The following is a 12,123-nucleotide window of genomic DNA, read 5'->3' on the forward strand; positions in this document are numbered from 1 at the left end:
GGGTTACACTCCGGATGAAAGCTTGAGGATCGCGTAGGTCGAGGCGAGCGCGACGGCGATCGAGAAGAAATTGTTGAGCATGATCGAGATGAGCTTCAGCTTCTCGTTATGGACGTAGTCCTCGATCACGACCTGCATGCCGATCTTCATGTGCCAGGCGCTGGCGGCGATGAAGAGCAGCAGGATCACCGCGATCGGCAGCGAGCCGAGGATCTGCGCGGCGCCGGCCTGATTGCGGCCGAGCAGCATCATGATGATCACGAGCACCGGGATCATCAGCAGCGTCATGGCGACGGCGGTGATGCGCTGGCGCCAGAAATCGGACGTACCCGAATGCGCCGCGCCGAGATTGCGGACGCGGCCGAGCGGGGTGCGCATGCTGCGCTTGGGCGTATCGGTCGCGCTCATCGTCCGCCTCCGATCGCATAGGCGATGATCCAGATCAGGACCGTGAGCACGATGCCGCCGATCAGCGCGCCCCAGGTCAGGGCCTCGCGCTCATTGGGCTTGAAGCCGTAGCCGAGGTCCCACACGAAGTGCCGGATACCGCTCAGCATATGGTGCATCAGCGCCCAAGTGTAGCCGAACACGATCAGCCGGCCGATGATGCTGCCGGTGAAGGCCTGGACGTGGGAATAGGCGGCGGGGCCGGAAGCCGCCGCGATCAGCCACCAGGCCAGCAGCAGGGTTCCGACGTAGAGCGCGATACCGGTGGCGCGATGGACGATGGACAGCGCCATCGTCAGCGTCCAGCGGTAGACTTGCATGTGGGGGGAAAGCGGTCGTTCGATCCGTGCGGTCATGGGCTTTTGATGTTTATTGCGGCCCAGCAGGGGGCACGCGGGGATCGCGAAAGGTCGGCTCTATTTACGGAGTCGATTTCGCCTGCGCAATCACCAAATCGCCATAAATCGAACCGCGGTTCAGCTCTAGAGCGTTGATGATGCAAGGCCAATCAGTGGCTTGGTATACCAGCACTTCGGTCCGCCAACGAAAAAAGGAATATAAATTCATTTGTTCTGAAGAGACCGATGCGCGTTGAAATTGCTATTGGAACGCCTCTAAACGGACCATGCCGTCCAAACCTGCCCGGGGCCGGTCTTTTGATCCGCTAACGCCATTTGGGCGGCACCAATCCGCTCCCGCCCGGGCCCGGTTTGACCCCTGTCCGGATATGCGCACCTTGCATTCCACCCCAGCCGCAAGACGTGGCGTGTCGACCGCGAGAATCAGATCGCCTAAAGCTCCGCACGCAGCTTTCCGAACGCATACTTCGGAGAAGTTGCGACCAGTCGCCGGGGCAGGTCAGGGGTGATTGCAGGTCTTGATATCAAGGAGATCGTCGAGCTTGCGCTGTTGCTGATCGCAACCGGCGCGCTGTCGGGATTCTTGGCCGGCGTGTTCGGCATTGGCGGCGGCGCGATTCTCGTGCCGGTGTTTTACGAATGCTTCCGCATCGCCGGCGTGCCGCTCGAAGTGCGCATGCCGCTCTGCATCGGCACCTCGCTCGCGGTGATCATTCCGACCTCGATCCGTTCGTTCCAGGCGCACTACAAGCGCGGCGCCGTCGACATGTCGATCCTGCGCGTGTGGTGGCTGCCGATCGTGATCGGCGTCGTCGCCGGCAGCGTCATCGCGCGTTACGCGCCGGAGAAGCTGTTCAAGATCGTGTTCGTCTGCGTCGCCTATTCCGCGTCGGCGCGTCTCATCTTCGCGCGCGAGGGCTGGAAGTTCGGCAATGATCTGCCCAAAGGCCCGCTGATGCGCGTCTACGGCTTCTGCGTCGGTATCCTCTCGACGCTGATGGGCATCGGCGGCGGCCTGTTTTCGAACCTGCTGATGACGTTCTACGGCCGGCCCATCCACCAGGCAGTGGCGACCTCGTCGGCACTCGCGGTCCTGATCTCGATCCCCGGCGCGCTCGGCTACATCTGTGCCGGCTGGCCGGCGGCTGCGACCTATCCGGCCGTCGCAGCGCTGCAAGTGCCGTTCGCGCTCGGTTACGTCTCGCTGATCGGCGCCGTGCTGGTGATGCCGATGAGCCTCGTGACAGCGCCGCTCGGCGTGAGAGCCGCGCACGCGATGTCGAAGCGAACGCTGGAGGTGGCGTTCGGGTGCTATCTGTTTATCGTCGGCAGCCGGTTCGTGATGAGCTTGGTGGGCGGGCACTAACAGGTTTGGGGCGCGCGCGTCCTACACCCTCAGTGTCATTCCCCGCGAAGGCGGGGAATCCAGTACACCGCAGCCTCTCGGTTCTATCACAGCCGTCTCTGGAATACTGGATGCCCCGCCTTCGCGGGGCATGACAGCGCGTCGTATGGTGGCTCCTCGACGAGTCCACACTCACTTCTTCGCGTAAATATCCTTGTACGTATCGCGCAGCACGTTCTTCTGCACCTTGCCCATCGTATTCCGCGGCAGTTCGTCCACGACGAACACCCGCTTGGGCATCTTGAATTTGGCGAGCCTTCCGTCGAGCGCCTTCAGCACTGCGGCTTCGGTGACGTCGGCGCCCTTGTTGCAGACCAGAACCGCCGTGACGCCCTCGCCGAAATCGGCATGCGGCACGCCGATCACGGCGGACTCGACCACGCCGGGCATGGCGTCGAGCTCGCTCTCGATTTCCTTGGGGTACACGTTGAAGCCGCCGGAGATCACGAGATCCTTGCCGCGGCCGAGAATGTGGACGTAGCCCTTGTCGTCGATCTTGCCGAGGTCGCCGGTGATGAAGAAGCCATCGGGCCGGAATTCCGACTTGGTCTTCTCCGGCATGCGCCAATAACCCCTAAAGACATTCGGGCCCTTCACCTCGATCATGCCGATTTCGTCGCGCGGCAGCTCCTTGCCGGTCTCGGGCTCGGTCACGCGCACGGAGACGCCGGGGAGAGGAAAGCCGACCGCGCCGGGCACGCGCTCGCCGTCATACGGGTTCGACGTGTTCATATTGGTCTCGGTCATGCCGTAGCGCTCGAGCACCGCGTGTCCCGTGCGCGCCGACCATTCGCGATGGGTTTCGGCGAGCAGCGGCGCGGAGCCCGAGATGAACAGTCGCATGTGCCTTGTGGTGTCGCGCGACAGCGCGGAGCTCTGGAGCAGCCGCGTGTAGAAGGTCGGCACGCCCATCAGCACCGTGGCGCGCGCCATCAGCTTGATGATGAGATCAGGGTCGAGCTTCGGCAGGAAGATCATCGACGCCCGCGAAAACAGCGTCACGTTGGTCGCCACGAACAAGCCGTGCGTATGGTAGATCGGCAGCGCGTGGATCAGCACGTCCTTGTCGGTGAAGCGCCAGTAGCCGACGAGCGAGAGCGAGTTCGACGCGAGATTGTCGTGCGTCAGCATCGCGCCCTTGGAGCGGCCGGTGGTGCCCGACGTGTAGAGGATCGCGGCGAGATCGTCGTTTGCCCGTGAGACGGTTACGAATTCGCTGCTGGCCTTGTCGGCGGCTTCCGTCAGCGAGCCCTTGCCGTCAGGCCCGAGCGTCTCGACCTTGGCCTTCACCTTGGCGGCGATCGGGGCGAGGCCCTCGGCCTTGGAGGGATCGCAGACCACCAGCGACGGCTCGGCATCGCCGATGAAGTAATCGAGCTCGTTGAGCGTATAGGCCGTGTTCAGCGGCAAATAGACCGCGCCGGCCCGCACGGTGGCGAGGTACAGCACGATATTGGCGACCGATTTCTCCACCTGCACCGCGACGCGGTCGCCGGGCTTCACGCCGCGCGCGACCAGCACGTTCGCCATCTGCCCGGCCCGCGCGATCAGATCGCCATAGCTGATACGGCCGCCGTCCTGCGTCTCGACCGCGAGGCGTTTGGGATCGTCCAGACCGTCGAACAGGCGGGAAAACAGGTTGGCGTTGGCAGCTTGGTTCATGCAAGATTTCCTCGACCGCAAGGCAAACAAGGCCGGTCAAAACCGAGGGCTGGATTAGCAAAAACCGCCCCAATGAAGCAACGGAGACAGTTTGCATGACAAAAAACGGGAAACGCGTGGCCTGGGTAACGGGCGGCGGCAGCGGGATCGGGGAGGCCGGCGCCGAGGCGCTCGCGGCCGACGGCTGGATAGTCGTGGTCTCGGGCCGCCGCAAGGACGCCCTGGATACCGTGGTTGCCAGGATTGCTGGGGCAGGCGGGGCGGCCGAGGCCATTGCGCTCGATGTGTCCAACGCCGCCGAAGCCCAGAAGGCGGTCGACCAAATCGTCGCGAAGCACGGCCGCATCGACCTGCTCGTGAACAATGCCGGTATCAATGTCCCCAAGCGGAGCTGGAAGGACATGGAACTGGAGGGCTGGGACAAGCTTGTCCAGGTCAATCTCAACGGCGTGCTGTATTGCATGCGCGCGGTGTTGCCGACGATGCGCAAGCAGCAGGATGGCTCGATCATCAACGTCTCGTCCTGGGCCGGCCGCCACGTCTCGAAGATGCCGGGCCCGGCCTACACCACAACCAAGCATGCGGTGCTGGCGCTGACTCATTCCTTCAACATGGACGAATGCGTCAACGGCCTGCGCGCCTGCTGCCTGATGCCGGGCGAGGTGGCGACCCCGATCCTGAAGCTGCGCCCGGTGGTGCCGAGCGAGGAGGAGCAGGCCAAGATGCTGCAATCGGAAGATCTGGGGCGCACCATCGCGTTCATCGCCAGCATGCCGCCGCGCGTCTGCATCAACGAGCTCCTGATCAGCCCGACGCATAATCGCGGATTCATTCAGACGCCGAACAACAGGGATTGAGCCTTGTAGGGTGGGCAAAGCGAAGCGTGCCCACCATGCCTATCTCAATCGAGCGAGAGATGGTGGGCACGGCGCATGCGCGCCTTTGCCCACCCTACGGCCCTGAGATGTGTGGCGCGCTCGCTCACACACGAACGTACCCCCGCTTAGTTTCACGCATCACGATAAATTATTTCCCGAAACCCCATCGCGAACCCTCCCGTAGTTCGGTCCAACGACGGCACTGCTGCTTCACGCCAAAAGGTCGCAGGCGCCGTTGTTGCCCAACTCAAGCACCGGCCATTGCCGGTCACAATTCAATCGGGAGACTCTCCATGTCGAAGCGTATTGCCTATCTCGCTGCCGCCGCCTTCAGCGCCCTGGCCATCACCGCGACCGTCGTCGCGCCTGTTCGCGCCGAGGAGAAGACCGTCATGGTCGGTGGCGCCGCGATGTTCCCGTCCAAGAACATCGTCCAGAACGCCGTCAACTCCAAGGATCACACCACGCTGGTCGCGGCGGTGAAGGCGGCCGGCCTGGTGCCGACGCTGGAAAGCAAGGGCCCGTTCACGGTGTTCGCGCCCACCAACGCCGCCTTCGGCAAGCTGCCGGCCGGCACCGTCGACAATCTGGTCAAGCCCGAGAACAAGGCGACCTTGACCAAGATCCTCACCTACCATGTCGTGCCCGGCAAGCTCGAGGCCTCCGACCTCACCGACGGCAAGAAGATGAAGACCGCCGAAGGCGAGGAACTGACCGTGAAGAAGCAGGACGGCAAGGTCTGGATCGTCGATGCCAAGGGCGGCACCTCGATGGTGACGATCTCCAACGTCAACCAGTCGAACGGCGTGATCCATGTGGTCGATACCGTGCTGATGCCGGCGACGTAACACCGCCCACCCCTGTTTCATCCCCCGAACAGGATGCTTTGAGACGGCGAGCCGGGGGCACCCGGCTCGCTTTATTGTGACCACGGTCGCCCGCAGACTCGATTCGCCGTCGTGCGGGGGCGTAACGAAAGCGGAAGTATCGGCGTATATTCGGTGTCAGACGACCTTCAGGACGGAACCATCATGTCGAGCCTCACAGTCAGCGACGAGCAGGTCAGCGCCACCCCCGCCAAAGTGATCCAGCCGGCCTGGGTCCGTGTCATGCACTGGACCAATGCGGTCGCCATGATCCTGATGATCCTGTCGGGCTGGCAGATCTACAACGCCTCGCCGCTGTTCGGCTTCAGTTTCCCGCGCGAATATACCCTCGGCGGCTGGCTCGGCGGCGGCCTGCTCTGGCACTTTGCGGCCATGTGGCTCTTGATGATCAACGGCCTCGCCTATCTCATCACCGGCTTCGCCACCGGCCGCTTCCGCAAAAAACTGCTGCCGATCACGCCGTCCGGTGTGCTCCACGACGTCAGGGCTGCCCTGACCTTCAAGCTCGGCCATGACGATCTGAGCGTCTACAATTACGTGCAGCGGGCACTCTACGCCGGCATCATCGTGGTTGGCGTGCTGATCGTGCTGTCGGGCCTGTCGATGTGGAAGCCGGTGCAGCTCTATTATCTCGTGATGCTGTTCGGCGATTATCCGACCGCGCGCTACGTCCATTTCTTCTGCATGGCCGCGATCTGCGCCTTCCTCGTCATTCACGTCCTGCTCGCGCTGCTGGTGCCGAAGAGCCTGCGCGCGATGATCATTGGTCGCTGAGAGCATGATCCGGAAAAGTGGGAACCGGTTTTCCGACAAGATCATGCTCAAGATAAATATGTGAGACCCGTTATGGCCAAGCGCTCATTCCTCATCCCCGGCGTCGACAAGCGGCTGCTGATCAAGGACTCCCTCAAGTCCATGCCGGACTTCACCCGCCGCCGCTTCATCGCCGGCGGCGCCAGCCTCGGCGCGCTGACGCTGCTCACCGGCTGCGACGTCGTCGATTCCTCGTCGGCCGATACCCTGCTCGCGAAGATCTCGAAGTTCAACGACGCCGTGCAGGCCTGGATGTTCAATCCCGACGCGCTGGCGCCGACCTTCCCGGAAAGCGCGATCACAAAACCGTTCCCGTTCAACGCCTATTACGATCTCGACGATGCGCCCGATGTCGACGGCGCCGACTGGAAGCTCGAGGTGCGCGGTCTCGTCGACAACAAGAAGTCCTGGACGCTGGACGAGCTCTACAAGCTGCCGCAGGTCACGCAGATCACCCGACACATCTGCGTCGAGGGCTGGAGCGCGATCGGAAGCTGGACCGGCACGCCGCTGCGCGATTTCCTCAAGCTGATCGGCGCCGATACGCGTGCGAAATACGTCTGGTTCCAGTGCGCCGACAAGGACGGCTACAACTCGCCCTTGGACATGCGCAGCGCGCTGCATCCGCAGACCCAGATGACGTTCAAATACGCCAACGAGATATTGCCGCGCGCCTACGGTTTCCCGATGAAGATCCGCGTGCCGACAAAACTCGGCTTCAAGAACCCGAAATACGTGGTCTCGATGGAAGTCACCAACGACTACAAGGGCGGCTACTGGGAAGACCAGGGGTACAATTCGTTCAGCGGGAGCTGACGCCAGCCCCGCTGCCGTAGGGTGGGCAAAGCGACTTGTCCGCCATAGCTCGAAGAGCGAAGGCGGAAGCGTGCCCACCGATGCTGTATCCGCGACAACGGTCATGGTGGGCACGGCGCTTTGCGCCTTTGCCCACCCTACGGCACCGGTTCTTTGGCCGGCCCCACCTTGCGCTGGCACAATGCGGCCACCGCCCCCAACGCCAGCAGCGCCGCCGACACATTCAATGCGTAACTCAGACTCCCCAACGCATCCGTGATCGCGCCCACCACGATCGGGCCGAGCGTCTGCCCGACGCCGAACGAGATCGTCATCGCCGCGATCGCGGTGGGCCACGCCTCGGGCGGGTAGTTGAAGCGGACGAAGGCCGTGGTCGAGCCGACCACGGCGAAGAAGGCGACGCCGAACACCACCGCCGAGACCGCGAGCCACGCCGGCGAATGCCCCAGCATCGGCAGGGCCGCGCCGAGCGCGTTGGTGCCGAGGATGATGGCGGTGGCGAGCCCGCCGCGGTCGAGTGCCAGCACGCCGCGCCAGACCCAGGGCGTGACGAAGGCGCTGAGGCCGATCAGGCTCCAGAACGCGGCCTGCGCCGCGGCGCCGCCGCCGCCATCGCGCACATAGGCGATCATGAAGGTCATGTAGGCGATGTAGCCGGCGCCAAACAGGAAGTAGCCGGCGAGATAGATCAGCACGGGCAAAATCGCGAAGGCGGCGTGGCTGCCTTCCGAGAAGCGCACGCCGCTCTCGATGCGGATCAGGAACAGCGGCACGGTCATCACGACGGACAGCAGCGTCAGCGCCCACCACACCAGCCACCACGAGCCCGGCCCGAAATATTGCAGCGTGAACGGGGCGATCAGCCCCGAGGCGAGAATCCCGATGCCGGGCCCGGCATAGAACAGGCTGAGCAGGAAATTGGCCCGTTCCGGGCGCGACTGCGCGATGGCCGCGGCCAGCGCGCCGCCGGCGACGAAGCCGGCTGCCGCCCCTAAGCCCAGCACGAGGCGTGCGAGGCTCAGCGCAACGAAATTGCCTGTCAGCGCGCAGGTGGCGAGCGCTGCGACGCAGGCGAGGGTTCCGCCGCGGATCGCCGCCGACCAGCCGACGCGCTGGATCAGCCGGGACGCGACAAGCGCGCCCACGAGGTAGCCGACGGCATTGATGGTGTTCATGAAACCCGCCGCCGAGTAGGACCAGCCGAGGTCCTCCCGCATATCGGGCAGCACCAGCGCATAGGCAAAGCGGCCGATGCCGAGCCCGACCGTCGCCGCCAGCGACAGGGTCAGGATCAGCCGCGCGGGGTGTGCGTCGGGCGGGGGACGACGGTCTTGAGCAAAGCAGTCTTGGGCGCGCAAGGGATACTCCGGCGCGTCCAGTGTGGCAGGCCCTGCGGGCCTTGCACAGCCGCGAGGCGGCAATGGTGTCTTGCCAAGCGCGCAACGCCGCTCTAGCACTCCGGCCGAATTCGATCTCAGAGGAAACGACCATGGCGACCCACAAATTGCTGCTGCTCCCCGGCGACGGTATCGGCCCCGAGGTGATGGGCGAGGTGAAGCGGCTGATCGACTGGCTCAATTCGGCAGGGATCGCCAAATTCGAGACCGATACCGGCCTGGTCGGCGGCTCCGCCTACGACGCCCACAAGGTGTCGATCTCCGAGGGCGACATGGCCAAGGCGCTGGCCGCCGACGCCATCATCTTCGGCGCGGTCGGCGGCCCGAAGTGGGATGCCGTTCCTTACGAGGTGCGCCCCGAAGCCGGCCTGCTCCGCCTGCGCAAGGATCTCGCCCTGTTCGCCAACCTCCGTCCCGCCGTCTGTTATCCGGCGCTCGCCGATGCCTCCAGCCTGAAGCGTGAGGCGGTCGAGGGTCTCGACATCGTCATCGTGCGCGAGCTCACCGGCGGCGTCTATTTCGGCGAGCCCAAAACCATCACCGATCTCGGCAACGGCCAGAAGCGTGCCGTCGATACCCAGGTCTACGACACCTATGAGATCGAGCGCATCGGCCGCGTCGCCTTCGAGCTTGCGAGGAAGCGCAAGAACAAGGTGACGTCGATGGAGAAGCGCAACGTCATGAAGTCGGGCGTGCTCTGGAACGAGGTCATGACGGCGGTCCACAAGCGCGAATATCCTGACGTGACGCTCGAGCATCAGCTCGCCGATTCCGGCGGCATGATGCTGGTGAAGGCGCCGAAGCAGTTCGACGTCATCGTCACCGACAATCTGTTCGGCGACATGCTCTCCGATATCGCGGCAATGCTCACCGGCTCGCTCGGCATGCTGCCCTCGGCCTCGCTCGGCGAAGTCGATGTGAAGAGCAAGAAGCGCAAGGCGCTGTACGAGCCCGTGCACGGCTCGGCGCCCGACATCGCAGGCCAAGGCCTAGCCAATCCCATCGCGATGATCTCGTCCTTCGGCATGGCGCTGCGCTATTCCTTCGACATGGGCGATCTCGCCGACAAGGTCGATGCCGCGATCGCCGCCGTGCTGGCGAGCGGCCTGCGCACCGCCGACATCAAGTCGGAAGGCACCACGGCCGCCTCGACCACGCAGATGGGCGAAGCGATTTTGAAGGAATTGCAGAAGCTGCACGCGTAGCCACAAACACCGCAATCGTCGGGTGGGCAAAGCGATCGCGTGCCCACCATTTCGATCGCGATTGCCGCGAGATGGTGGGCACGGCGCTTCGCGCCTTTGCCCACCCTACGGCTCTGCCGACGACCTCAGGGAAGCCAACTCATGGATGCCTCGCCCCGCCCCAAGATCGCGGAAACCATCATCCATGAAACGGTGCGCCAGCGCGAAGCCCAGATCGGGCGGCGCTGCGAAATCCTCGCCAACACCCGCATCGAATATGCCGCGCTCGGCGACTACTCCTATCTCGGCGAGAACTGCGAGGTCGCCGACGCGGTGATCGGAAAATTCACCGCCATCGCCAACTCGGTGCGGATCGGCGCGCCGAACCATCCGATGGGCCGTCCGTCGCAGCATCGCTTCACCTATGTCCCTGAATATTACGACGCGACCGCGAGCCGTGACCGCGACTTCTTCGCGGATCGCCGCAGTGACCGCGTCATCGTCGGCAATGATGTCTGGATCGGGCACGCCGCCATCCTGCTGCCGGGCGTCACGGTCGGCGACGGGGCGGTGATTGCCGCGGGCGCGGTCGTTAGCCGCGATGTCGAGCCCTACACGATCGTCGGTGGCGTTCCCGCGCGTGCCATCCGCAAGCGCTTTGACGATTCGGTCGCGGCAAGCCTGCGCCGCATTGCCTGGTGGGATTGGCCGGACGAACTGATCTTCGAGCGCCTGGGCGATTTCCGCTCCGAGGCGATCGAAGAATTTTGCAGGCGCTACGACCCGGCAGCCAACGCCTGAAGCGGACGTATCTCTCCCAAACAAAAATGGCCGGGCGCGAGCCCGGCCATTTTGATTCGGTCGATCATTCCGCTCAGTACAGCGGGAAATTCCGTGGATAGCCGCCGACGTCGGCCGGCGTGCTCAGCGGCTGGCGATCGATCGGGCGGTTGTTGTTCTCGCGGGCGAAGGTCGGATAGCCGATCGCCGGCGGGAAAGCGTAGTCGGAGAACTTGCGGTCGCCCGGATTGACCTCGGTGCCGCCGTCGAGCCAGGAGCGCTTGCTCACATAGAGGCGGGTGCGGCCCTGCTGATAGACCGCGTTGGGGCCGCTCGGACCGTAATAGGGCCGGCTGTTGTCGTAACGTTGCTTCTTGGTGTCTGCCGAGGCGGGTGTCGCGAGGGCTGAGGACATGGCAACCACGGCGCCGGCCGCAAGCCACATCGCCAGTTTGTTCGCGGCGGAGAAATTCGAGCTCATCACGTCCCCTTCAGGCGGCAAGCCGCCAATCGATTTCATCCCCATACTAGCCCGGCAACGGTGGCCGCAACTAGGTCTATTGGGTCACACCAGCTCGGAATAATCGTGCGCGCTGGCAAAAGTTGCATCAATACCAGCCACTTGAGCTTGATGCCGGTTAGAGCGCCCCGCGCAATTGCGCGTTCGCCGCGCCCAGCAGCCAGTCCGACGAACCCTGGGGAGCGCAGGAGCGGCGCTTCAGCTCCGCATGGGCGAACAATTCCGCCAGCTTCGGCTCGTTGCCCGAGGTCAGGAGCGTCAGCCGGTTCAGCGTGCAGGCGATCGCCGCGCGCCGGGCGGGCAGGGTGTCGCCCTGGCAGGAGAAGCCGGAGATCTGGAGTGCCGGCTCCTCGCTGCGCTTGAGGTAGCCGAGGCACGCCCGCGCAGCCTCCGCCGTGCCGGTGGGCCGGAACAGGGCGACGGGACCGAATTTCGTGTCGATCAGGCCGGCCTGCTCGAGCGGAGTTGCGTCCCCCAGGCCCATGTGGACCGCCAGGTCCGCTGTCGCCGGGCGGGCCACGTCGAATTCGCCGCCTTCGCGGTAGATCTCAAGCTCCGCCACGGGCTTGTCCGCCTCGCCGGTCCAGCGCATCACGTCCCTGCGGCCGCCTTCGGGATGCCTGAGAATGACGTAAGAGGCTGTTTTTTCTGATGAATCGAGCCGGCTGAGGGCGAAGGCCGGTTGCGAGCGGTCGGCCACGCTCCACCCCGGCTTCTCGGCGGGCTCTTCGTCACGCAGGCTGGGCAGCTGGTCGAGCGCCGCGAGGGCGAGGATGGCAAACAGAACCAGCGCCCCCACATAGGCGAACAGGCGCGCCAGCGTGCCGACGACTTCGTCGGCGAGGGCTGCGAGCGCCAGATGGATCTGGGTAGGGGTTGCGGCCGTGCTGGCCTCTGGCGACTGCATCCACGGCCTTCAGGCATGGTCCAACGTTGTCTTGGGGCCGGTTCTCGCATAGAAGCGCTGCTCTTCCT

The 12,123-nt window shown here is 64.3% G+C and carries 13 protein-coding genes; 7 read left to right on the forward strand and 6 right to left on the reverse strand.

The window, feature by feature from the left end; translation table 11 throughout:
* Nucleotides 1-3: 3 nt before the first annotated feature.
* Together sdhD and sdhC are read right to left on the reverse strand one after the other, a co-directional pair.
* Nucleotides 4-408 (reverse strand): succinate dehydrogenase, hydrophobic membrane anchor protein, encoded by a 405-nt coding sequence (sdhD, locus tag ABIA90_RS07660; protein ID WP_028151915.1) that lies wholly within the window; start codon nucleotides 406-408, stop codon nucleotides 4-6.
* The gene (gene sdhC / locus ABIA90_RS07665) at nucleotides 405-803 is read right to left on the reverse strand and encodes a succinate dehydrogenase, cytochrome b556 subunit (protein ID WP_028151914.1); all 399 of its coding nucleotides are present in this window, start codon (nucleotides 801-803) and stop codon (nucleotides 405-407) included. Before sdhC ends, sdhD begins: the two co-directional genes overlap by 4 nt.
* Before the next feature lie 508 nt (nucleotides 804-1,311).
* Here sdhC and ABIA90_RS07670 point away from each other — a divergent pair.
* Nucleotides 1,312-2,172, forward strand: coding sequence for a sulfite exporter TauE/SafE family protein (locus ABIA90_RS07670; protein ID WP_354118440.1), 861 nt, complete (start codon nucleotides 1,312-1,314; stop codon nucleotides 2,170-2,172).
* Nucleotides 2,173-2,343: 171 nt separating this feature from the next.
* On the opposite strand, the gene ABIA90_RS07675 is transcribed toward ABIA90_RS07670, so the two are convergent.
* Entirely contained in the window at nucleotides 2,344-3,873 is a 1,530-nt protein-coding gene (locus ABIA90_RS07675) for a malonate--CoA ligase (RefSeq protein ID WP_135213891.1), read from the reverse strand.
* A 95-nt stretch (nucleotides 3,874-3,968) separates the two neighbouring features.
* On the opposite strand from ABIA90_RS07675, the gene ABIA90_RS07680 reads away from it, so the two are divergent.
* From ABIA90_RS07680 to ABIA90_RS07695, 4 genes are all read left to right on the forward strand, one after another.
* Entirely contained in the window at nucleotides 3,969-4,730 is a 762-nt protein-coding gene (locus ABIA90_RS07680; RefSeq protein WP_354118441.1) for an SDR family oxidoreductase, read from the forward strand.
* A gap of 314 nt (nucleotides 4,731-5,044) precedes the next feature.
* A complete protein-coding gene (locus ABIA90_RS07685; RefSeq protein WP_014490676.1) occupies nucleotides 5,045-5,599 on the forward strand; it encodes a fasciclin domain-containing protein in 555 nt (184 codons plus the stop codon).
* A gap of 183 nt (nucleotides 5,600-5,782) precedes the next feature.
* Nucleotides 5,783-6,412, forward strand: a complete 630-nt coding sequence (locus tag ABIA90_RS07690; RefSeq protein ID WP_354118442.1) for a cytochrome b/b6 domain-containing protein — start codon at nucleotides 5,783-5,785, stop codon at nucleotides 6,410-6,412.
* A gap of 72 nt (nucleotides 6,413-6,484) precedes the next feature.
* On the forward strand, nucleotides 6,485-7,267 hold the full coding sequence (locus ABIA90_RS07695; RefSeq protein ID WP_354118443.1) for a molybdopterin-binding protein: 783 nt from the start codon (nucleotides 6,485-6,487) through the stop codon (nucleotides 7,265-7,267).
* Nucleotides 7,268-7,404: 137 nt separating this feature from the next.
* Here the strand turns inward: ABIA90_RS07695 and ABIA90_RS07700 are convergent, their stop codons facing one another.
* The gene (locus tag ABIA90_RS07700; protein ID WP_354118444.1) at nucleotides 7,405-8,625 is read right to left on the reverse strand and encodes a YbfB/YjiJ family MFS transporter; all 1,221 of its coding nucleotides are present in this window, start codon (nucleotides 8,623-8,625) and stop codon (nucleotides 7,405-7,407) included.
* 131 nt (nucleotides 8,626-8,756) lie between these two features.
* Between ABIA90_RS07700 and leuB the strand changes: the two genes are divergently transcribed.
* Both leuB and ABIA90_RS07710 read left to right on the forward strand, forming a co-directional pair.
* Nucleotides 8,757-9,869 (forward strand): 3-isopropylmalate dehydrogenase, encoded by a 1,113-nt coding sequence (gene leuB, locus ABIA90_RS07705; protein WP_231143761.1) that lies wholly within the window; start codon nucleotides 8,757-8,759, stop codon nucleotides 9,867-9,869.
* Between the two features lie 141 nt (nucleotides 9,870-10,010).
* Nucleotides 10,011-10,649 carry a DapH/DapD/GlmU-related protein gene (locus ABIA90_RS07710; protein ID WP_354118445.1) on the forward strand — a complete coding sequence of 213 codons (639 nt, stop codon included), beginning with the start codon at nucleotides 10,011-10,013 and terminating at the stop codon, nucleotides 10,647-10,649.
* A gap of 73 nt (nucleotides 10,650-10,722) precedes the next feature.
* Here the strand turns inward: ABIA90_RS07710 and ABIA90_RS07715 are convergent, their stop codons facing one another.
* The gene (locus ABIA90_RS07715) at nucleotides 10,723-11,109 is read right to left on the reverse strand and encodes a hypothetical protein (RefSeq protein WP_028158592.1); all 387 of its coding nucleotides are present in this window, start codon (nucleotides 11,107-11,109) and stop codon (nucleotides 10,723-10,725) included.
* Nucleotides 11,110-11,266: 157 nt separating this feature from the next.
* Nucleotides 11,267-12,055, reverse strand: coding sequence for a hypothetical protein (locus tag ABIA90_RS07720; protein WP_354118446.1), 789 nt, complete (start codon nucleotides 12,053-12,055; stop codon nucleotides 11,267-11,269).
* Nucleotides 12,056-12,123: the final 68 nt, after the last annotated feature.

The organism is Bradyrhizobium sp. LA6.8 (assembly GCF_040547935.1).
GTDB lineage: Bacteria > Pseudomonadota > Alphaproteobacteria > Rhizobiales > Xanthobacteraceae > Bradyrhizobium > Bradyrhizobium barranii.